Annotated in this window: 16 protein-coding genes; 11 read left to right on the top strand and 5 right to left on the bottom strand. The window is 67.8% G+C overall.

Going from position 1 to position 20,780, the window contains the following annotated elements; all coding sequences use genetic code 11:
• Window positions 1-204 precede the first annotated feature (204 nt).
• Complete coding sequence (gene minD / locus ACSC1S_RS15375) at window positions 205-1,119, top strand: cell division ATPase MinD (RefSeq protein WP_435365068.1); 915 nt, start codon at window positions 205-207, stop codon at window positions 1,117-1,119.
• A gap of 90 nt (window positions 1,120-1,209) precedes the next feature.
• On the opposite strand, the gene argS is transcribed toward minD, so the two are convergent.
• Window positions 1,210-2,964, bottom strand: a complete 1,755-nt coding sequence (gene argS, locus ACSC1S_RS15370; RefSeq protein WP_435365067.1) for an arginine--tRNA ligase — start codon at window positions 2,962-2,964, stop codon at window positions 1,210-1,212.
• 186 nt (window positions 2,965-3,150) lie between these two features.
• Here argS and ACSC1S_RS15365 point away from each other — a divergent pair, with 186 nt between their 5' ends.
• Both ACSC1S_RS15365 and twy1 read left to right on the top strand, forming a co-directional pair.
• Complete coding sequence (locus ACSC1S_RS15365; RefSeq protein ID WP_435365066.1) at window positions 3,151-3,627, top strand: hypothetical protein; 477 nt, start codon at window positions 3,151-3,153, stop codon at window positions 3,625-3,627.
• A gap of 45 nt (window positions 3,628-3,672) precedes the next feature.
• Window positions 3,673-4,662 (top strand): 4-demethylwyosine synthase TYW1, encoded by a 990-nt coding sequence (gene twy1 / locus ACSC1S_RS15360; protein WP_435319710.1) that lies wholly within the window; start codon window positions 3,673-3,675, stop codon window positions 4,660-4,662.
• 14 nt (window positions 4,663-4,676) lie between these two features.
• Here twy1 and ACSC1S_RS15355 read toward each other — a convergent pair whose 3' ends face one another.
• Together ACSC1S_RS15355 and ACSC1S_RS15350 are read right to left on the bottom strand one after the other, a co-directional pair.
• Window positions 4,677-7,253 carry a PAS domain S-box protein gene (locus ACSC1S_RS15355; RefSeq protein WP_435365065.1) on the bottom strand — a complete coding sequence of 859 codons (2,577 nt, stop codon included), beginning with the start codon at window positions 7,251-7,253 and terminating at the stop codon, window positions 4,677-4,679.
• Window positions 7,254-7,299: 46 nt separating this feature from the next.
• Entirely contained in the window at window positions 7,300-10,332 is a 3,033-nt protein-coding gene (locus ACSC1S_RS15350) for a PAS domain S-box protein (protein WP_435365064.1), read from the bottom strand.
• 216 nt (window positions 10,333-10,548) lie between these two features.
• Between ACSC1S_RS15350 and ACSC1S_RS15345 the strand changes: the two genes are divergently transcribed.
• The 4 genes from ACSC1S_RS15345 to ACSC1S_RS15330 all read left to right on the top strand — a co-directional run bounded on the left by ACSC1S_RS15345 (window position 10,549) and on the right by ACSC1S_RS15330 (window position 13,468).
• Window positions 10,549-11,253, top strand: a complete 705-nt coding sequence (locus tag ACSC1S_RS15345; RefSeq protein WP_435365063.1) for a DUF120 domain-containing protein — start codon at window positions 10,549-10,551, stop codon at window positions 11,251-11,253.
• A 1-nt stretch (window position 11,254) separates the two neighbouring features.
• Window positions 11,255-11,932 (top strand): 3,4-dihydroxy-2-butanone-4-phosphate synthase, encoded by a 678-nt coding sequence (gene ribB, locus ACSC1S_RS15340; protein WP_435365062.1) that lies wholly within the window; start codon window positions 11,255-11,257, stop codon window positions 11,930-11,932.
• A gap of 150 nt (window positions 11,933-12,082) precedes the next feature.
• The gene (locus tag ACSC1S_RS15335; RefSeq protein WP_435365061.1) at window positions 12,083-12,442 is read left to right on the top strand and encodes an HVO_A0114 family putative DNA-binding protein; all 360 of its coding nucleotides are present in this window, start codon (window positions 12,083-12,085) and stop codon (window positions 12,440-12,442) included.
• A gap of 72 nt (window positions 12,443-12,514) precedes the next feature.
• Window positions 12,515-13,468: a branched-chain amino acid transaminase gene (locus ACSC1S_RS15330; RefSeq protein ID WP_435319704.1), complete on the top strand. Its 954-nt coding sequence runs from the start codon at window positions 12,515-12,517 to the stop codon at window positions 13,466-13,468.
• 120 nt (window positions 13,469-13,588) lie between these two features.
• Here the strand turns inward: ACSC1S_RS15330 and ACSC1S_RS15325 are convergent, their stop codons facing one another.
• Both ACSC1S_RS15325 and ACSC1S_RS15320 read right to left on the bottom strand, forming a co-directional pair.
• Entirely contained in the window at window positions 13,589-14,254 is a 666-nt protein-coding gene (locus ACSC1S_RS15325) for a DUF502 domain-containing protein (protein WP_435365060.1), read from the bottom strand.
• A 56-nt stretch (window positions 14,255-14,310) separates the two neighbouring features.
• A complete protein-coding gene (locus tag ACSC1S_RS15320) occupies window positions 14,311-15,150 on the bottom strand; it encodes a proline dehydrogenase family protein (RefSeq protein ID WP_435365059.1) in 840 nt (279 codons plus the stop codon).
• A 118-nt stretch (window positions 15,151-15,268) separates the two neighbouring features.
• On the opposite strand from ACSC1S_RS15320, the gene ACSC1S_RS15315 reads away from it, so the two are divergent.
• From ACSC1S_RS15315 to ACSC1S_RS15300, 4 genes are all read left to right on the top strand, one after another.
• Window positions 15,269-15,811: a ribbon-helix-helix protein, CopG family gene (locus ACSC1S_RS15315; RefSeq protein WP_435319701.1), complete on the top strand. Its 543-nt coding sequence runs from the start codon at window positions 15,269-15,271 to the stop codon at window positions 15,809-15,811.
• Between the two features lie 148 nt (window positions 15,812-15,959).
• Window positions 15,960-17,168, top strand: a complete 1,209-nt coding sequence (locus tag ACSC1S_RS15310) for an Nramp family divalent metal transporter (protein ID WP_435365058.1) — start codon at window positions 15,960-15,962, stop codon at window positions 17,166-17,168.
• Between the two features lies 1 nt (window position 17,169).
• The gene (locus tag ACSC1S_RS15305; protein ID WP_435365057.1) at window positions 17,170-19,185 is read left to right on the top strand and encodes a hydantoinase/oxoprolinase family protein; all 2,016 of its coding nucleotides are present in this window, start codon (window positions 17,170-17,172) and stop codon (window positions 19,183-19,185) included.
• A complete protein-coding gene (locus tag ACSC1S_RS15300) occupies window positions 19,182-20,780 on the top strand; it encodes a hydantoinase B/oxoprolinase family protein (RefSeq protein ID WP_435365056.1) in 1,599 nt (532 codons plus the stop codon). The genes ACSC1S_RS15305 and ACSC1S_RS15300 overlap by 4 nt, the downstream gene beginning before the upstream one ends.

Genomic DNA, 20,780 nt, shown 5'->3' with positions numbered 1-20,780 from the left:
TGCCGAGGCCAGCGCCGGTGTGTCCTGATGAGGACCGGTCGGGTGGCCGAGGCGGGTGCGCGGCAGACCCCCGACCGGCGACGCGGCTGCCGCCTGTTCGCCCCTATGTGACGGGCACACCATGGCCTTCGATAGGAGAGGGTTTGCCGTGCTACGGTGTCCCCCTCAACGTTTTTTAGTCGTCCACGAGTCTGTCCATCTAGCATGACCACGCAGGAGTCGGTGTACGCTATCGCGAGCGGGAAGGGGGGTGTCGGGAAGACGACGACAACAGTGAATCTGGGGACCGCGCTGGCGGGCGCGGGCAACCGCGTCGCCATCGTCGACGTCGACCTCGGGATGGCGAATCTCGCAGGGTTCGTCAGCCTCAGCCCCGATTCGGTGACCCTGCACGAGGTACTTGCCGGCGAGGCGGCCGTCATGGACGCCACGTACCAGCTGGCGGACGGTATCTGGGCGGTCCCCAGCGGGAACGAACTCGACAGCTACGCCGGCGTCAAGACCGAGAACCTCCGCGATGTCGTCACGACGCTGCGCGAGGAGTTCGACTACGTCCTGCTCGACGTCGGTGCCGGGGTGAGCCACGAGACGGTGCTCCCGCTCGGGCTCGCGGACGCCATCATCGTCGTCTCCACGCCCGAACCGGCCGCGCTCCAGAACGCGACGAAGACGTGCGAACTCGCCGACCGGGCCGGCGGCACGCTCGCGGGACTCGTCCTGACCCGGACGCGCCCCGGCAGTGACATCGACCACGAAGAGATCGCCGACGGGCTCGACCTGCCCTTGCTGGTCACGGTTCCGGAGGACGACGCCGTCAGACAGAGCGTCTTCGCGGGGACGCCGCTGGTCGTCCACTCTCCCCGGAGCCGCGCGTCGCGGGCGTACCGCTACCTCGCTGCCAGGCTGGTCGGTGAGGCAAGCGCCGACGAGCGGCCGCGATTCGAGGCACCGAAGCGCCAGCAGCCGCGCCCCGACACCGACGGTGGCGAGGTGCCTGACGAGGGTGCACAGGCGGCCAGCGAGGACGACGTGTCCGCGGCCATCTCCGAGATCGACGGCGAAGGCAATCTTGGAATCCGGGACGCGGAAGCCGACGACGGCACCAACGAGAACGAATAGGTCTCGCCGCGTCGACTGTCGTCGCTGCTTCTCCGATGCAACGAAAAACAGCAGCTGGTCTCGTGAGCGATGCACCCGGCCCTGGTGCCCTTACATCGAGTGGGGCGCGGCGACGCCGAGGACCGACAGCGCGTTCGCGATGGTGTGGCGCGAGGCCGCGACGAGTGCGATGCGGGCCTGGCGGAGTTCGTCGTCCTCCTCGGAGAGCACCGGGCACTCGCGGTAGAACGCGTTGAACGTCTCCGCGAACTCGCGGGTGTAGGTCGCGACCGAGTGCGGTTCGAGGTCGTCCGCGGCCGCCTCGACGACGGCCGGGAAGCGCGCGATGACGCGGAGCAGGTCCTCCGACGCCTGGTTGGTGAGGACGCTCGCGTCGACCTCGTCCGGAATCGTCTCGGCGTCGTCGAGGATGCCACAGCAGCGCGCGTGGACGTACTGGACGTAGGGTGCGGACTGGGCCTCGAAGTCGAGCGCCTGGTCCCACTCGAACGTGATGGCCTTGGTCGGCTGTTTGGAGACGATGTCGTAGCGGACCGCCCCGATGCCGACCTGGTGGGCGATGCGCTCGATGTCTTCCTCGGTGAGGTCGTCGTCGCGGATGCGGTCTTCCATGCGGGTCTCGACCTCGTTCCGGGCGCGGTCGATGGCCTCGTCGAGCAGGTCGTCGAGGTCGACGCCGGTGCCGGCGCGGGTGGACATCCCGAGACCGCCGGGGAGGTTGACCCACGAGAAGATGACGTTCTCGAGCTTGTCGACGTCGTTACCCAGCAGGTCGAGCGTCGTCCGGAGCTGGTCGGCCTGCAGCTTGTGGTCCTCGCCGAGGACGGTGACAGCGCGGTCGTAGTTCTCGAACTTCCACTCGTGGTGGGCGAGGTCGCGGGTGGTGTAGAGGCTGGTGTCGTCCGAGCGCAGGAACACCATGTTCTTGTCGATGCCGTGCTCGGTGAGGTCGAGCTGCCAGGCGTCCTCCTCGTAGACAGCCTCGTCGAGCTCCTTGAGCCGTGCGACCAGGTCGTCGGTGGAGCCGTCGAACATGAACTGGGTTTCCTTGACGAACCGGTCGAACTCGGCGGGCAGGCGCGCGAGGCACTCCTGCATGCCCGAGAGCACCTGGTCGACGACGGTCGAGACGCGCTCGAAGGTCTCCTCGTCGCCTTCTTCGAGGCCCTGCATGATGGACTGGATCTCGGCTTCGGCCTTGTCGACCTTGTCGGCGGGGCCGTCCTCGAGGAACGCGTTGCCCTTGCGGTAGTAGCGAACGAGGTCGTACTCGATGCGGTCGCGCTCGGGTGGCTCGTCGAAGTCCTCCTCGTCGAAGGTCTCGTAGGCCCAGGTGAACACGGCCATCTGGCGGCCAGCGTCGTTGACGTAGTAGTGGCGCTCGACGTCGTAGCCGGCGAAGTCGAGCGTGTTGGCGACGGCGTCGCCGACGATGGGGTTGCGCGCGCGCCCGACGTGAACTGGGCCGGTCGGGTTCGCGGAGGTGTGCTCGACGACCACCGACTCGTTCTTCTCGGGGAGGTGGCCGTACGCCTCGGCCTGGCCGGCCTGGAGCGTCCCGACGAAGTAGGCGTCGCTCGGGAGGACGTTGATGTACGGGCCCTGGGTCTCGATGCCGCCGATGTACTCGTAGTCGTCGGGGTCGATCTCGCCCGCCACGTCGGCGGCGACCTTCGGCGGCGGTGCGCCGACCTCGCTGGCCAGTCGGAAGGCGACGCTGGAGGCCAGAACGGCCGGCACGTCTTCCGGTGGCTCCTCGATACCGAGGTCGTCTGTGGGGAGGTCGCGTGCGGCGAGCGCCCCGGTGAGGGCGTCCTCGACCTCCGTCCGTAGCTGCAGGAACATACGCCCACGTACCTCGCTCTCGGGTAAAGGGGTTTCTGAATGTGAAGCGCCCCAGGGTGACGGTTCGTGCGTCCGGTCCAGTCGCGCCACCGTCGCCGGGTCGCAACAGAACGAAACGGTCTGCAACGCGATGCGAGCGTCTTATCGAGAGGGTAGCAAAAGGGCGGCGGTGCGTATCCACGGTCGATGGTTCGGCTCCAGCGGTTGCTGTCGGTCTTCGGTATCGTCCTGCTCGTCAGCGGGGTCGCGGTCGCGATGGTCGGAACCGGTGGCACCCCCTCGGTGTCACAGGACGTGGACTCCACCGGCGGCGCGACGGACACACAGACAGCGGCATCCCAGTCGCCCGCGGCCACGTCGACGTCCGAATCCGACACCGAAACCACGGTTGCGACCGAGACGCAGTCGGCCACATCGACCGAAACCGAGCCCACGGAGGACGACGAGAGCGACGACGTGCTCCTCGTCGTCGGTGACGACGACGAGGCGGAATCGGAGGACGAGGAGAAGGGGGATGAGAAGGATGGGAAAGAGAAGGATGGGAAAGAGAAGGGGGATGAGAAGGACGGGAAAGAGAAGGATGGGAAGGAGAAGGGGGATGAGAAGGATGCGGAAGAAGACGAGGAGGACGACGGGCACGTCGTTGTCGTCGCGCTGCTTTGAGCCGCACCAGTTCGCTTTTCCCCTCGGCCGCCGAATCCGCCTGCAATGAGCGACTCCGAGGAGTCCGGGGATGGGCCGATGCAGGTCTCCAGCCCGAACTACCACAGCGTGAACCACACCGCGGCACAGACCTGCGGGTGGACCAAGAACGCACTGACTGGGGACGGGAAGTGCTACAAGTACGCGTTCTACGGCATCGAGTCCCACCGGTGCATGCAGATGACGCCGGTCGTCAAGTGCAACGAGCGCTGCGTGTTCTGCTGGCGCGACCACGCCGGTCACGCCTACGAACTCGGCGACGTGGAGTGGGACGACCCGGCGGCGGTCGCCGACGCGACGCTGGAACTCCAGCGCGAGCTGCTCGCGGGGTACGGCGGCAACGACGAGGTACCCAGGGACGTGTTCGAACAGGCGATGGAGCCGCGTCACGTCGCCATCTCGCTCGACGGGGAGCCGACGCTGTACCCGTACCTCCCCGAACTCATCGACGAGTTCCACGAGCGGGACATCACGACGTTCCTCGTCTCGAACGGGACCAATCCTGAACTGCTCTCGCGGTGTGACCCCACGCAACTGTACGTCTCGGTCGACGCAGCCGAGCGCCACACCTTCGACAACGTGGTGAAGGCGGTCGACGACGACGCCTGGGAGAACCTGGTCGACACGATGGACGTGCTCGCCGCCAAAGAGGACACCAGGACCGTCCTCCGGACGACCCTGGTCAAGGGCGAGAACATGAAGGACCCCGACTGGTACGCCGCGTTCTACGAACGGGCCGACCCGGACTTCGTCGAACTGAAGGCGTACATGCACGTCGGGCACTCGCGCGGTCGCCTCGACCGGTCGGCGATGCCGGACCACGAAGAAGTCGTCGAGTTCACCGAGGCTGTCGCCGAGCACATGCCCGAGCACGACGAGATCAAGGACGTCCCACAGTCGCGTGTCGCCGTGCTCTCGAAGGAGGCGGACACGTGGGTCCCGAAGCTGAAGAAGGACAGCGACTTCTGGGCGGACGACCCGCTCGTCGACGACTGAGGAGTCCCGGCGGCTTACTGACGGAGTCGCAAGACGACCACGCTCCCGCCGTCCGAGGTCTCGAACGACAGTTCGCCATCGAAGGCGTTCACGACCCAGGTGATGGCCCAGAGCCCGAGACCGCTGCCGTGTTCTAACTGCGTGATGTCGCGCTCGCCGGTGACGAGTTTGCGCTCCTGTTCGGGGATGCCGGGACCGTTGTCGGCGATGCGTATCTCGACGGTCTCCCCGCACGATTCGACGGTCACCACGATTCGTGGAACCGCCTCGTCGCAGTGTTCGACCGCGTTCTCCAGGGCGTTGGTCAGTGCGAACACGAGCCGGTCGTCCGCCATCGCCTCGACGGAGGTGGGCTGGTCGAGGCTGATCTCGGCCTCGGGGAACGTCGACCGGGCTTTCTCGACCGCGCTGGTCACGAACCCCGTCACGTCCCGCCGGTCGACGGTGTACTCGTCCGCCCGGTCGAGGGCGCGCTCGACGTTGCGGGCGGTGTCGCTCAGGTTGGCGACGTGGCGGGCCTCGTTCTGGATGTCCTCCACCAGCCCGAAGTCCTCGTCGAGCTTGCGTTCGAGCTGTTCGGCGTAGCCACCGATGAGGTTCATCTCAGTGCGGAGGTTGTGCCGGAGGACGGTGTGGAGCACTTCGAGCCGCCGTTCGCGCTCCTTGCGCTCGGTGATGTCGGTGTAGGTGCCGAACCCACAGAGCGTCCCGTCGAGTTCGTAGCTCACGCCACGGAAGAGGAAGTGGCGCTCCCCGGTCGTGGTGAGCCGTCTGACCTCCTCGGTCAACTCGCCCTCGGCCGCGGTCTCACGGTCCATGCGGCTCGCGGTCTCGACCTCGTCCGGCGGGACGATGTAGTCGTTGAGGCCCTCGCCGACGATGGTCTCGCTATCGTACCCGAACACCTCCTCGAACGCCGGGTTCACCGAGGTGACGATGAGGCCGTCGTCGCAGAACTCGCACTCGACGAGCGGGTCCGGGATGTGGTCGAACAGGTACCGGAACCGTTCGTTCTCCGAGCGCAGTTGCTCGCGGGTCTCGCGGAGGTCGGTCACGTCACGGACGACACCGACGGAGCCGGCGAACTTCCCGTCCTCTGCCGGGAGGAGCGACACGTCCAGCTCGATGGGCGCGAGCGTCCCGGAGGCGGTGACGACCTGGGCCGTGACGGTCCCGCTGCGGCGGTCGTCGTCATCCCAGAGGTCGGAGATGACGTCCTCGATGCGGTCGACGACGGCCTCGTCGGTGATGAGCGCGGGAGTCCCCCCGACGAGTTCGTCCCGGTCGTAGCCGACGAACTCGGCGAAGGGCCGGGTGACGTAGGTGAACTCGCCGTCCGGGCCGAGGACGTACAGCATGTCCTCGACGGAGTCGATGACGGCCTCGAAGCGTTCGAGGCGCTCGCGGCGTTCGGTCCGGTCGAGGGCGGCGGTCGCGTTGGCCGCGAGGAGTTCGGCCGTCTGGCGTTCGACCGGTCCGAGTCCCGTCTCGGCGTGGAACGCGGCGCTGAGGGTGCCGTGGTCGCCGAGGGGGAGGTAGAGGGCAGCCTCGACCTGTTCGATGCGGGCGTCGTCGTCGTCGGTCGGTTGGACATCGGTTCGGAAGATGGACTGCCCGGACTCGAACGCCTCGCCGGGGCCGCCGTCGCCGACGGCGTAGGTCGGACGGTCGCCCATGACCTCGCCGAGGGAGTCGGTCCCGGCCACGGGGACCAACAGCTCGCGTTCGGGGTCGTAGAACCGGACCACGGTGAGGTCGAGGCCGAGCAGCTCGTCGGCGGCTTTGACCAGTCTGGCGGCGATGGTCTCGCGGTCCCGTGCCTGCATCATGTCGCGCGTGGTATGGAGGAGCCCGGGCAGCATCTGCTCGTAGCGCTTGCGACGGGTCACGTCCCGGAAGAACACCGACAGCCCGTCGGGGTCCGGGTAGGCGGTCACGTCGGTCCAGAGGTCAAGCGGCGGATAGTACGCCTCGAACGAGACGGGTACCTGGGACGCCATCGCCTTCGTGTACTCATCGTAGTACGGCAGGTCGGTCGCGGCCGGGAAGGCGTTCCAGATGTTCTGGCCGAGGAGGGCCTCGCGCGTGCTTGCGAGGACGGTTGCGGCGGTCTCGTTGACGTAGGTGAAGCGCCACTCGTCGTCGACCGCGAAGAAGGCCTCGCCGATGCGGTCGAGGATGACCGCCGCGGACGCGTCGGAGGCGACGACGGGCGTCTCGGCGGGTTCGGTGGCAGCGTCTCCGGACTCGAGTAGCCCCCGGAGTCGCTCGGCGAGGTCGTCGTCCCCGTAGCAGTAGCCGGTGGCACCGGCGGCGGTCGCGGCGGCCGCGACCTCGCCGTCCGGGTCGGCCGTCCGGTAGAGAATCGGGACCGCGGGCTCGATGGCGTCGAGGACGGCCAGTCCGGTCCCGTCCGGGAGGTCGTGGTCGCACAGCACGCAGTCGATGGCGTTCGCGGCGAGCGCGTCGCCTGCTTCGGCGGCGCTCGTCGCCGTTATGACGTGCCAGTCGTCAGGATGGGTCGCGTTCACCGACCGTCGGGTGGCCTCGTCGTGTGACCCGACGTAGAGGACCGAACGCGTGTGCGACACGATATACCTGCCTTGGATTACCGATGACCGAGGAAAACGCTTCTGGCTATTTCTCCCGGAGTGACAGGTCGACGACGCAGCCCGTGTCAGGGTCCGCGAACGAGAGGTCGCCGCCGAGGGAGCGAACGGCCGCGTCGACCACCCACAGCCCGAGACCGCTGCCGTGTTCTAACTGCGTGATGTCGCGTTCGCCCTGGACGAGTTCCCGCTCTCGCTCGGGGAGGCCGGGGCCGTCGTCCGCCACGCGAATGGTGACCGACTCGGCCTCGCTGGTCAGCGAGACCGTGACGTGCTCGCCGCCGTGTTCGACCGCGTTCTCGATGAGGTTCGCCAGGGCGAGGTCGAGACCGTCGTCGGCGACCGCACTCGCCGTCTCTGGCAGGTCGGTCCCTATGATGGCGTCGGGATGGTTGTCACGTTCGGTCGCCACGATGTCGCGGATCTTCGGGATGACGTCCATCGGGGACGGGTGGCTGTCGTCGTCGACGACGCGTTCGAGCGTCCGGGCCTTCGCGCTCAGGTTCTCTATCTCGGTCACGGCGTCACGAACCTTCGCGATGGCGTCCGGCGCGTCGACCTCGGCGGCGAGGAGGTCCAGGTAGCCGCCGACGAGGGTGAGTTCGGTACGGAGATTGTGCCGGAGGACGGTGTGGAGGACCTCGAGACGGCGCTCACGTTCTTTCTGGGTGGTGATGTCGGTGTAGATGCCGTAGCCGGCACGGGTCCCGTCGTCCAGGTCGTAGCCGATGCCACGGAAGAGGAAGTCACGGTCACCGGTGGTGGTCCGGCGGCGGACCTCGGCCGTGATTATCTCGTCGCCGTTCGCCTGTTCGTCGAGCGACTGTGCCCTCTCCTGCCGGGTTCGAGGGACGATGAAGTCGTTGATGGACTCGCCGACGATGGCCTCGGCGTCGTAGCCGAACACCGACTCGAAGGCGTCGTTGACGCCCGTGACGATTGGTTCGCCGTCGCGGAACTCGTTCTCGACGACCGGGTCCGGAATGCTGGCGAAGAGGTTCCGGAACCGCTCGTTCTCCGCTTCCAGCTCCTCGCGCGTGCTGTGGAGGTCGGAGAGGTCGCGGACCACGCCGACCGACCCCGGGAACCCGTCGGCGTCCTCGCACTGGGGTAGGGTGGTGCTCTCTATCTCGACGGGGACGGACTCGCCGGCGGCCGTCTCGATGGTGAGCTCGTACGTCCGCGCCGTGCCGCCGTCGCGCTCGGCCAGCGCCGCCAGGCGGTCCTCGACGGTCGTTTCGCCGGCCGCACCGAGGAACTGCCCGGGCGGTTCGCCGACGAGGTCCTCGCGCTCGCAGCCGAGGAAGTCCGCGAACGGCTCGGTCACGTAGCTGTACCGGGCGTCCTCGTCGAGCACGTACACCATGTCCTGGACGTTCTCGAGGACGGTCTCGTACTCCCGGAGCGTCTCCTGGCGGTCGGCGCGTTCGAGGGCGGCGACGGCGTTGGTCGCCAGCACGTCGAGGACGCCCCGGCGGATATCACCGACCGGGTCGGCCTGCGGGGAGGCGACCGAGATGACGCCGTGGTCGCCGAGCGGGACGTACCGGGCGGACTGTATCTCGTCGTGGTAGTCGACGGTCGAGTCGAACGACTCGCCGGCGGTGAACGCGGTCCCGGGGTTGCCCTCCTCGCTCCCGTACGTCGGTCGGTCCGGGAGGTCCTCGAACAGGCCGTCCGTGCCCGCGACCACGTCGAGCTGGTCGGTGTCGGGGTCGTGGAGCCGGACCGCGACGTACTCCAGGCCGAGGATGTCGTGGGCGGCACGGACGACGATATCGGCGACCGCCTCGGTGCTGTCGGCCTGGACGAGCTCTCGCATCGTCACGAGCAGGTCGTCGAGCATCGACTCGCGTTCTTTGTGCTCGGTCACGTCCCGGAGGTAGACGGAGAGACCGTCCTCGGCCGGGTACGCGCGCACCTCCAGCCAGACCTCGATGGGGTCGATGTACTCCTCGAAGGAGACGGCCTCCTGGCGCACCATGGCCGTCTCCAGCGCGTCGAGGAGCGTCGAGTCGGTCGGGTCGTCGTACACGGTGCGAATCGGCTGACCGAGTACCCCGTCAGCGGCCACGTCGAGGAGGCCGAGGGCTCGCTGGTTGACGAACGTGAACCGCATGTCCCTGTCGAGCGCGAAGAAGCCGTCGTCGACGCGTTCGAGGACCCGGTTCAGCTCCGCTCTCGCCACCTCGGTGGCCTGTTCGGCACCCCGTCGGTCGAGTTCCTGGCTGTACCAGTCGACCATCACCTCGACGAACCGGCGTTCACTCGCCGAGAAGTCGCGCTCGCGGGCGTCGTCGTCGGCGAAACAGAGCGTCCCGTACACCTCGTCGTCGACCACCAGCGTGCCGCCGAGGTAGCACCCGAGCCCGAAGCGCTCCAACGCGGGGTCGTCGGCCAGCGCTTCGGTGGCGTCGCGGTAGCCGACCAGCCTGTCAGCAGCGACGGTGTGGCGACAGTAGCTCTCGGAGATGGGGGCACGGGAGCCGGGCTGGAGCGCGTCGTGGTCGCCGGTTGCCGACACGACGTGCTGGTACTCCTCGTCGATTCTGGTGACGAACCCGAGGTCGACGTCGAGGTACGAACAGCCGAGGTCGAGGAGGCGGCTGGTCGTCGTCTCGAAGTCCGCGTCGGTGTCGGTGACGATGTCGTGGAGTCGCTGGAAGGCGAGCTCCGGGGTTTCGGCGTCGGGTTGGTGCGGGCTGTCGAGCACCGACTCGACGCAGGCGACGAGGTCGTCGCCGTAGCAGTAGTCGGTCACGTCCAGGCTGATCGCCTCGCTGGCGACGCGACCGTCCGGTTCGACGGTGTGGAGGACGACTGGCACGTGCCGGTCGCGGTCGCGGACCGCCTGCAGCACGTCGAGGCCGTCGCAGTCGCCCGGGAGGGCGAACTCGCAGACGAGGCAGTCGGGGTCGGCGGCAAGGAGGGTGTCGGCGACCGCGGTCGCCGAGGCGTCCGCGTCGACGGGAACGCGGTCGACGGTGAGGCTCGTCTCGTCCCACGGACTCGAGGCGTCGCTCGCGGGGGCGGTCCACAGCACGGACGATGGACCTGGCACGGTGAGTTCTTGTCTCTTGATGGTATTTTTGTCTGTTAACCGTTCCGGCCACACCTGCCCCGTTGCCCGAAGCGATGGGCTTTTGGTGCCGCAATCAAACTTGCAACTAGACTCTCGTTTCTCACGCTGCGTCACACTGGCGTGATACACCATCTCAGTTCTGGAACGCATGCCACATTCGGTATGCTTATCCCACCGGCGTCCCAAGCCACTGGCATGTCAGAGATAGCGTCGTTCGCGGTCGGCCACGACGAACTCGCCGTCGCGAAACTGCTGGCCCTCGACGGGGCCATCGACGGCGAGATCAAGGTCTCCTGTGCCGGACTCGCGGACCGACTCGACGCGTCCAACCAGACGGCGTCGCGCCGCCTCCAGCGCCTCGAAGACGCCGGACTCGTCACCCGCGAGACCGTCAGCGACGGCCAGTGGGTCACCCTCACCGAGGACGGCGAACGCGCCCTCCGCAGCGAGTACGAGGACTACCGCGCCATCTTCGAAGGGCGCTCCAGCGTCGAACTGTACGGCACCGTTACCAGTGGCATGGGCGAGGGGCGTCACTACATCTCCCTGCCGGGCTACATGGAACAGTTCGAGGAACGCCTGGGCTACGAGCCATTCGCGGGCACCCTGAACGTCGAACTCGACAGCGAGAGCGTCCGCCGGCGCTCCGCGATGGAGGCCATGACGCCGGTCCCCATCGACGGCTGGGAGGACGACGACCGCACCTACGGCCCCTGCATCTGCTACCCGGCGACCATCGAGACCGCCGACGGCGAGACGTACGAGGCCGCCCACACCATCGCCCCCGAGCGCACCCACCACGACGAGGACCAGCTGGAGATCATCGCCCCCGAGCGCCTCCGCGACGCCCTCGAACTGGCCGACGACGACCACGTGACCATCTATGTCGAGGAGCAGTAAGATGTCCCAGAGCACGCAGAGCGAGGCCGACGCCGAAGCCGCCGTCGACCGCGCCATCTCAGCGTTCCGGGCCGGCCAGCCCGTCGCCATCCACGACGCGGCCGACCGCGAGGGCGAGACCGACCTCGTCTACCCCGCCGAGGGCGTGACCCCCGAGGCCGTCGCCCGCATGCGAAACGACGCCGGTGGCCTGGTCTGTGTTGCGCTCTCCGATTCGGTGGCCGAGGCGTTCGACCTCCCGTTCATGCAGGAGGAACTCGACCACCCCCTCACCGCGGACCACGAACTCGGCTACGACGAGCGCTCGTCGTTCTCGCTCACGGTGAACCACCGCGACACATTCACGGGAATCCCGGACTCCGACCGCGCGCTGACCATCACGAAACTGGGCGAGGCCGCCGCCGACCCCGAGGGCTTCCCCTTCGTCGAGGAGTTCCGCGCCCCCGGCCACGTCCACCTGCTCCGGGCCGCCCCGGAACTGCTCTCCCAGCGACTGGGTCACACTGAGCTGGGAATCGCGCTCGCCGAGGCCGCCGAAACGGCTCCTGCCGTCGTCGTTTGCGAGATGCTCGACGACGAGACCGGCGAGGCGCTCGTGCCGGCCGACGCCCGCGCCTACGCGAAGCGCGAGGGCATCCCCTACGTCGAGGGGGCGGACCTCGTGGCGCGACTCGGGTAGACCACGAACCCGCTCCGGCGTCGCTGCTGCTGTTCTCCGATTGCAGGAAGCTAAGTCACAACCCACCGTGTTCTCATCGTGAACCCGTTCCTCGCCGACCGCAGGCTGCAGTAAGTCACGTTTATATGTTGTGGCCGAGGTGGTGAAAGTATGGCGACGCGACCGGAATCCGATTCCGAGCCAGAGACCCTCCAGATACGCCTCGAATCCGCCGAAGAGTTCTACGCCCGCCTCGGCGGCGGCGACCGCGACGCGCTCAGCATCCGGAGCGAGGAGGAACTCGCTCGGCTATTCTCGCCCTCGAACATCCGCCTGCTGCGCACCATCGTCGACACACACCCGACGACCGTCGCGAAGCTGACGGCGGCGACGGACCACGACTTCAAGGAGGTCAACAAGCGGCTCCAGGCGCTCGAGAGTTTCGGGCTCATCGACCTCGTCGACCACGGGAACGCCACCCGCCCGGTCCCACAGTTCGACGAGATACAGGTCACCATCCCACTGTCCTGATGTCGGTGCCTCGGTACGGCCGCTGGCAATAATCGCGGTATCTTTATTGCTGTCTCCCCAGCACTCTACGACATGGCTACGTTCGACGAGATGCGCGAAGAGAACGACGCGCTCGACACAATCTGGATGGACGGCGAGTTCGTCGACTGGGACGACGCTCAGATTCACGTCCTCTCCCACGGGATGCACTACGGTACCGGCGTCTTCGAGGGCGCACGCTGTTACGACACCGAGAAGGGGCCGGCACTGTTCCGCTGGGAAGAACACGTCGACCGCCTGTACGCCTCCTGCAAGCCCTACGACATGGAGATCCAGCACGAGCCCGAAGAGCTCACCGAGGCGACGAAGACGCTCATCCGCGAGCAGGAGCTGCCGTCGTGTTACATCCGGCCGCTGGCGTACTACGGCTACAAGAGCCTCGGCGTCTCGCCCGGTGAGTGCCCGACCCGCACGATGATCGCGGTCTGGCCGTGGGGTGCGTACCTCGGCGAGGAGGCCCTCGAGAACGGCATCAAGGTGAAGGTGTCCTCGTGGCGCAAGCACTCCTCCAGCCAGATTCCGACGAACGCGAAGACGACCGGGCTGTACGTCAACAGCCTGCTCGCCGGCGAGGAGGCCCGCCGCAACGGCTTCCGCGAGGCCATCGTCCTGAACAAGGAGGGCAACGTCGCAGAGGGTCCCGGCGAGAACATCTTCCTCGTCCGTGACGGCGAGATCTTCACGCCCGGGCTCGCGGAGTCCATCCTCGACGGCATCACCCGCGACACCGTCATCACGCTCGCCGAGGAGCTGGGCTACGAGGTCCACGACGGCGCGACCATCTCCCGGGGCGAACTCAACACCGCCGACGAGCTGTTCTTCACCGGCTCCGCCGCCGAGGTCACGCCCATCCGCCAGGTCGACAACGTCGAAATCGGCAACGGCTCGCGCGGCCCGGTCACCGAAGAGATCCAGCAGCGCTTCTTCGACGTGGTCCACCGCCGCACCGACGACCACGACGAGTGGTTCGACTACGTCGACGTCTGATCGCCGACGATTCGTCTTTCGACCGTTCTTCTATCTTCGCCAGCCAGAGCCGCTGGAATCGATGCCGGGGAGTCTCGCTCCTGGAACGGTCGCGACGGGCGTGGAAAACAGGGCAGGGTGTCAGTCGTCGTCGTCGTCGGTGTCGCCGCCGGTGAGTTCCTCGATGGGTATCTGGCCACCCATACGGTCGGCGTCGCCGAACCCGGCCGAGAGGATGCGGGTCAGGGCGTCCTCGACCTTCTCGTTGGTCTCTTCGATGTCGTCCGGGTCGACCTCGATGACGAACCCGGTGGTGATGTTCGGTGCGGTCGGGAGGAAGATGACCTCGCGGCCGTCCTCGGTCGTCTTGCCGGTCTTGAACGCGGTCATGCGCATCCCACCCCACATCTCGACCTTCACGGGGGCCTGGAGCGCTTCGGTCCCACCCAGCGCCGTCTCGGCGGCCATCTTCGAGGCGTTGTAGACGACGCGCAGGCCGGGGACGCGGTTCGCGATGTCGTCGATTATCTCTTCGAAGAAGCCACCGACCGCGGTCCGCATGAGATAGCCGACGGAGAAGACGAAGACGATGAAGACGGCGAGGACCGCTATGACGCGTAACGGCTGTATGAGGGCCTGTGCGGCGCTCTGAGTGAGTCCGAGACCGGTCAGCAGATCGGGGCTGATAACCCGTTTCGGGGTGACTGCGGCCACCTTGTCGTAGAGCCACGCGATGACGAACACCGTGACGAGGACCGGGATGACGACGATGAGGCCGGACGCGAAGTCACGCTTCCACGAGGACATATAGGCGAGATATCAGTCTGGGGGGTAATGGGTTTGTTCCTATCGGTCGGGATTCATCAGCGACCGAGCACTGCGCGCAGCGCGAACGTGAGGTTCTCCTTGCGCTCGCGGACCCGGCGGTAGAAGTACTGGAACCACTTCCCGCCGTAGGGCGCGTACTGCCACACTTCGACCCCCTGTTCGGCGAGGTCGAACTGGGCGTCCTCGCGCACGCCCATGAGCATCTGAATCTCGTATGGGGTGCCGTACTCCTCGTGCAACTCGGCGGCGAGGTCTATCATCTTCGGGTCGTGACTGCCGACCGCGATGCCGTCGTCGAAGTGCTCGAACATGTACTCCAGCAGTTTCTCGTACTGCTCGTCCACCTTCGACTTCTTCTTGTAGGCGACCTCTTTCGGCTCGTCGTAGGCACCCTTCACCAGCCGGACCTTCCCCGGGAGGGCCGCGAGGCGTTCGATGTCCTCCTCGGTGCGCTTGAGGTTCGCCTGCACGCAGAGCCCGACGTTCCCGTCGGTCTGTGTCGTGTACTTCTCGAAGGCGTCGAGGGTCGCGTCGGTGGTGTGGCGGTCCTCCATGTCGACCCAGACGAAGGTGCCGGCCTCGGTGGCGCGCTCGACGATACGTCCGAGCAGGTCGTCGAACACGTCCTCGCCGGCGTCGAGGCCGATCTGGGAGGGCTTGACCGAGATACAGGCGTCGATGTCGGACTTGCCGATGTCCTCGACCAGCCGGATGTACTCCTCGGCGTCCTCCTCGGCGGGACCGCGCTCCTCGTAGTGCTCGCCGAGCAGGTTCAGGATGACCTTCACGTCGCCCTCGTTGCACTCGCGGGCGTGGTCGATGGCTTCGGCTGGCGACTCGCCGGCGACGAACCGGGAGGCGATGGGGGGAATCATGCAGGGAACTCCGGACCGACGATATAAATGGATTGATGGTCCGGGTCGGTGGCCTGTGTGTCGTTCACCAGCGCCCGACAGGGGAAGCCATATCTGATGTGACGAATATCAGGGGATAATGGACCGCATCACCGTCTCGCTCGACGAGGACGCCGTGACCGCGCTGGAGTCGCTCACCAGTCGCACGGGGAAACCACAGAGCGAACTGGTTCGGCAGGCGCTGTCGTTCTACGCGGCGAACTTCGAGGCGGCGACTGCCGATGCCGGGGCGAACCTCGAATCGTACCACCAGATGCTCTCCAGCGGCGAGCACGTGCTGCTCGACGTGGACTTCCTGCACTGCTTCCTGGATTACGTCGAGAACGCCGAGGGAGAGCCGGCCCCCGAGTTCGTCGAGGCGGCCGACCGCGTCGCATCGTTCCACGCTCGCGAGTACGAGGACCGGTTCGAGTCCCTCGGCGAACTCCTTGACTGGCTCTCGTTCTGCGGGTTCCTGACGGTGCGCGAGAGCAGGGGCCAGACGTACCACGTCGTCTTCCCGACCGAGTCGGTCAAGTGGTTCATGACCGGGTTCATCGAGGAGAGCACAGCCAGACTCCCGTTCGAACTCGAGGTGGAAGAGGGGCTGTCGAAGGTCATCTTCTCCGCGGTCGACCGGTAGGCGGTGGCCGGGCTGGTCACCGGCGGCGGTCCCACCGAATCTTCACACGTCTTCATACGACTTCATACTCGATGAGATGCCCGTATTCGGCGTTCTCAAGTACCTTTTAGGGCGTTTCTGTGTGACATACTACCGTACATAGTCAACCATGAACATCGTACAGCGACTCAAGGCGGTTGGCCCGGGGGCCATGGTGGCAGCGGCCTTCATCGGTCCGGGCACGGTAACGACGGCAAGTGTGACGGGTGCGCGCTTTGGCTACGCGCTCCTGTGGACCATCGCGTTCTCGGTCATCGCGACCATCGTCCTGCAGGAGATGAGCGCCCGGCTCGGCCTCGTCTCCCGCGAGGGGCTGGGCGAGGCACTGCGTGAACGCTTCGACAACCCGGCGGCGACGTACATCGCCATCGCGCTCGTGGTCTCCGCTATCGGTATCGGGACGGCGGCGTACGAGACCGGGAACATCATCGGTGGGGCCGCCGGCCTGGCCGTGATGACCGGCATCAGCGAGAACGTCTGGGGGCCGCTGATGGGCGTCTGCGCCGGTGCCCTGCTGTGGACCGGGCGCTACAAGCTCATCGAGAAGGCACTCGTCGGACTCATCGCCATCATGGCGGTCTCCTTCGTCCTCGACGCTATCATCATCGGCCCGGACTTCGGGAAGGTCGCCGCCGGGTTCGTCCCGTCGGTGCCCGAGGGCTCGGCGTTCCTCATCACGGGGCTCGTCGGGACCACGGTCGTCGGCTACAACCTGTTCCTGCACGCGAGCAGCGTCCAGGAGCGCTGGGACGGGCCGGAGGACCTGCCCGAGTCCCGCACCGACACCATCCTCTCCATCGTGCTGGGCGGGGCCATCACGTGTGCCATCCTCATCACGGCCGCGGCCGCGTTCCCGGTCGGGACGAACATCGACAACGTCGGCACGATGGCCGAGCAGATCGAACCCCTCGTCGGCACGCAGGCGAAGGTGCTGTTCAGCATCGGCCTGTTCGCCGCCGGGTTCACCAGTGCGACGACCGCACCGCTGGCCGGTGCCTACGCGACGGCGGGCGCACTCGGCTGGGACGCCGACCTCAAGTCCACGCGGTTCCGCGCGGTGTGGGGGGCCATCCTGGGCGTCGGCGTGCTGTTCTCCGCCCTCGGCTACAGCCCCGTGCAGGCCATCGTCTTCGCGCAGGTCGCCAACGGCGTCCTCCTGCCCATCGTCGCCATCTTCCTCATCTACGTGATGAACGACGGCGACATCCTCGGGAAGTACACCAACTCCACCCTACAGAACGTCCTCGGTGGTCTCGTCACGGCCATCGCGCTGTGGCTCGGCATCCGGACGCTGCTCTCCATCGCGGGGGTGCTCTGAAGTGGGGAATCGAACACGCGTCGGCGTCGACGTCGGCGGGACGTTCACCGACGTGGTGCTGCTGACCCCTGACGACGACCTCGTCACCGCGAAGGTGCCGAGCACGGCCGACCAGAGCGTCGGCGTCGTCGAGGGCATCGAGAAGGCCTGTGCCGAGGCAAACATCGACCCGGCTGAGGTCGACGCCTTCACGCACGCGATGACGGTCTCGGTCAACGCCCTGCTGGAGGAGGACGGCGCGGAGACCGCGCTCGTCACGACCGAGGGCTTCCGCGACGTGCTCGAGATCGCCCGGCAGGACCGGCCGGACCTGTACGACTTCGACGAGACGCGGCCCGACCCACTGGTGCCGCGTCGCCGCCGGTTCGAGGTGCCCGAGCGGACCACCATCGACGGCGTCGAGAAACCCGTCGACGAGGACGCGGTCCGTGCGGTCGCCGACCGAATCGAAGACAGCGACGCCGAGAGCGTCGCGGTCTCGCTGTTGCACGCCTACCAGCACGAGGAGAACGAGGCTCGGGTCACCGAGATCCTGCGGGAGGTACTCGACGTGCCGGTCTCGGCCAGCCACGAGGTGCTCGCGGAGTTCCGCGAGTACGAGCGAACCTCGACCACGGTGGTCGACGCCTACGTCAAGCCGGCCATCGACGCCTACCTCGGCCGCCTCGAAGAGCGCGCCGAGGAACGCGGCGTCCCGGCCCCGCGCATCATGCAGGCGAACGGCGGCATCGCCGCGGCCAAGACGGTGCGCGACCGCCCAGTCACGACCTCGATGTCCGGCCCGGCAGCTGGCGTGGTCGGCGCGGCCGCCACCGCCGGTGACGCCGCAGACGACCTCTCCGGACTCGTCACCTTCGACATGGGCGGGACCTCCAGCGACGTGAGCCTCGTCCGCGACGGCGAGGCCGAGCGAACCACCGACGCGGAGATCAACGGCCGCCCCATCAAGGTCCCGATGGTCGACGTGAACACCGTCGGGGCCGGCGGCGGCTCCATCGCCTGGGTCGACGAGGGCAACGCGCTCCGGGTCGGCCCGAAGTCCTCGGGTGCCGACCCCGGCCCGGCGTGTTACGGTCGCGGCGGGACGGACCCGACGGTCACGGACGCGAACGTCGTGCTGGGCTACATCGGCGGCTCCTCCGCGCTCGGCGGGGAGCTGTCGCTCGACGAGGCGGCCGCCGAGGACGCCCTCGCGAACCTGGCGGACGCGGCCGGACTCGACGACGCCCTGGCGGCAGCCCGCGGCGTCTACCGGGTCGCGAACGCGAACATGACGCGGGCCATCCGCGCCGTGACGGTCGAACGCGGCCACGACCCACGCGAGTTCGGGCTGGTCGCCTTCGGCGGCGCGGGCCCGATGCACGCCGCGAACCTCGCCGAGCGCCTCGACGTTGGGACCGTGGTGGTCCCGCGGGCCTGTGGGGTCCTCTCGGCGTACGGCCTGCTCGCCGCAGACGAGAAGCACGACGCGGTGCGGACGCTCCGCCAGCCGCTTGCCGACCTCGACCGCGAGCGCGTCGAGACGGCCTACGACGAACTCGGTTCGCAGGTGCTCGACGACGTGGCCGAGGGTGCCGAGGCGACGGTCGAGCGCGCCGCGGACCTGCGCTACCTCGGCCAGAGCTTCGAGCTCACGGTGCCCGTCGACGCGCGATTCGACGCCGAGACGGTCGCCGAGCGCTTCCACCAGGCCCACGAGACGACCTACGGCTACCGGATGGACGAACCGGTCGAACTCGTCAACGTGCGGGCGACCGCCGTCGCCGAGCGCGACGAGGTCTCCGTGCGCTACGAGGCCGGCGAGGACCCGCAGAAGGGGACCCGGCAGGCCTTCTTCGGCGAGCGGTTCCACGAGACCGCGGTGTACGACCGCGAGTCCCTGCCCGTCGGCGAGACTGTCGAGGGGCCGGCGATCCTCGAACAGGACGAGAGCACGGTGGTCGTCCCACCCGAATGGGCCGGGGCGGTGCAACCGGATGGGACCTTCGTGATGACCTACGGGGGTGACGCAAGATGAGCCTCGACGCCGTCACGCTCGAGATCCTCCGGAACCAGTTCGAGGGCGTCGCCGAGGAGATGGGCCAGGTGCTCATCACCGGCGCGTACTCCCCCAACATCAAGGAGCGGCGCGACTGCTCGACGGCGCTGTTCGACGCCGAGGGCCGCCTCGTCGCCCAGGCCGAGCACATCCCGGTCCACCTCGGCGCGATGCCCGCCGCGGTCGACGCGGTCATCGCCAAGGACCCCGAGCCGGGCGACGTGTGGGTGCTCAACGACCCGTTCCAGGGCGGCACCCACCTGCCCGACGTGACGATGGTCTCGCCGATAACCGTCAGCGACGACTCCGACGAGATTCTCGGCTACGCGGTCTCGCGCGCCCACCACGCCGACGTGGGTGGGATGAGCCCCGGCAGCATGCCGGCGGGTGCCCGCGAGATCTACCAGGAGGGACTGCGACTGCCTCCCGCCAGACTCGCCATCGACGGCGAGGTCAACGACGACGTGATGGACATCGTCCTCGCGAACGTCCGCAATTCGGGCGAGCGCAAGGCCGACATCCGCGCCCAGCTCGCCGCGAACGACCGGGCCGAGGCGCGCCTGCGAGACCTCGTCGACGAGCACGGCGAGGAGCGAATCGTCGCGGCCTTCGACGCCGTGATGGACTACTCGCGCGACCGCATCACGGCCGAACTCGACGCCCTGCCGGACGGCGAGTACCACGCTCGCGACGTGCTGGAGGGCGACGGCCAGACCGACGAGGACATCCCCATCGAGGCGACCGTCACGGTCGACGGGACCGATGTGACGGTCGACTTCGCAGGGACCGCAGAGCAGGTCGACGGTAACGTGAACGCGCCGCTCGCGGTGGCGACGAGTGCGGTCTACTTCGTCGTCCGCTGCGTGACCGACCCGGACATCCCGCCGAACCAGGGCTGTTACGACCCCATCTCGGTCGAGGCCCCGGAGGGTTCGCTGCTCAACCCGACCGCCCCCGCGGCGGTCGTCGGCGGCAACGTCGAGACGAGCCAGCGCGTCACCGACGTGGTGCTGGCCGCCTTCGCCGAGGCCGCGCCCGACCGGGTTCCGGCGCAGGGCCAGGGCACGATGAACAACCTCGTCATCGGCAGCCGCGACGCGAACGGCTTCAGCTACTACGAGACCATCGGCGGCGGTGCCGGTGGTCGGCCCAACGGCGACGGGACCGACGGGGTTCACGTCGGCATGACGAACACGCTCAACACGCCGGTCGAGGCGCTCGAAGCCGAGTACCCGCTCCGCGTCGAGAAGTACGGTCTTCGGTCGGGGAGCGGCGGTGACGGCGAACACCGCGGCGGGCTCGGCATCGTCCGTTCGGTGACCGTCGAGGCGGACGCGACCGTCTCGCTCCTCACGGAACGTCGCCGGCACGCGCCGAAGGGCGTCGCCGGCGGCGAGGACGGTGCGACCGGCGAGAACCGCATCGACGGCGAGGACGTCCCGGCGAAGACGACGCGAGATGTCGAGGCCGGGACGACCGTCACGGTGAAGACGCCCGGCGGGGGCGGTCACGGCGACCCGGCCGACCGCGACGAGAACGCACGAGCCGACGACGAAGCCGACGAGAAGGTGTGA

Origin of the sequence: Haloarchaeobius pelagicus, from assembly GCF_051207375.1 — an archaeon.
Classification (GTDB): domain Archaea; phylum Halobacteriota; class Halobacteria; order Halobacteriales; family Natrialbaceae; genus Haloarchaeobius.
Note: the sequence above shows the minus strand (reverse complement) of the source record. Positions and strands in the feature narration are given on the sequence as shown.

What these genes read in the sequence shown, in the direction of transcription:
- minD (WP_435365068.1), top strand. Translation starts at nt 205, where the DNA reads ATGACCACGCAGGAGTCGGTGTACGCTATCGCGAGCGGGAAGGGGGGT.
- argS (WP_435365067.1), bottom strand. Translation starts at nt 2,964, where the DNA reads ATGTTCCTGCAGCTACGGACGGAGGTCGAGGACGCCCTCACCGGGGCG.
- ACSC1S_RS15365 (WP_435365066.1), top strand. Translation starts at nt 3,151, where the DNA reads ATGGTTCGGCTCCAGCGGTTGCTGTCGGTCTTCGGTATCGTCCTGCTC.
- twy1 (WP_435319710.1), top strand. Translation starts at nt 3,673, where the DNA reads ATGAGCGACTCCGAGGAGTCCGGGGATGGGCCGATGCAGGTCTCCAGC.
- ACSC1S_RS15345 (WP_435365063.1), top strand. Translation starts at nt 10,549, where the DNA reads ATGTCAGAGATAGCGTCGTTCGCGGTCGGCCACGACGAACTCGCCGTC.
- ribB (WP_435365062.1), top strand. Translation starts at nt 11,255, where the DNA reads ATGTCCCAGAGCACGCAGAGCGAGGCCGACGCCGAAGCCGCCGTCGAC.
- ACSC1S_RS15335 (WP_435365061.1), top strand. Translation starts at nt 12,083, where the DNA reads ATGGCGACGCGACCGGAATCCGATTCCGAGCCAGAGACCCTCCAGATA.
- ACSC1S_RS15330 (WP_435319704.1), top strand. Translation starts at nt 12,515, where the DNA reads ATGGCTACGTTCGACGAGATGCGCGAAGAGAACGACGCGCTCGACACA.
- ACSC1S_RS15325 (WP_435365060.1), bottom strand. Translation starts at nt 14,254, where the DNA reads ATGTCCTCGTGGAAGCGTGACTTCGCGTCCGGCCTCATCGTCGTCATC.
- ACSC1S_RS15320 (WP_435365059.1), bottom strand. Translation starts at nt 15,150, where the DNA reads ATGATTCCCCCCATCGCCTCCCGGTTCGTCGCCGGCGAGTCGCCAGCC.
- ACSC1S_RS15315 (WP_435319701.1), top strand. Translation starts at nt 15,269, where the DNA reads ATGGACCGCATCACCGTCTCGCTCGACGAGGACGCCGTGACCGCGCTG.
- ACSC1S_RS15310 (WP_435365058.1), top strand. Translation starts at nt 15,960, where the DNA reads ATGAACATCGTACAGCGACTCAAGGCGGTTGGCCCGGGGGCCATGGTG.
- ACSC1S_RS15300 (WP_435365056.1), top strand. Translation starts at nt 19,182, where the DNA reads ATGAGCCTCGACGCCGTCACGCTCGAGATCCTCCGGAACCAGTTCGAG.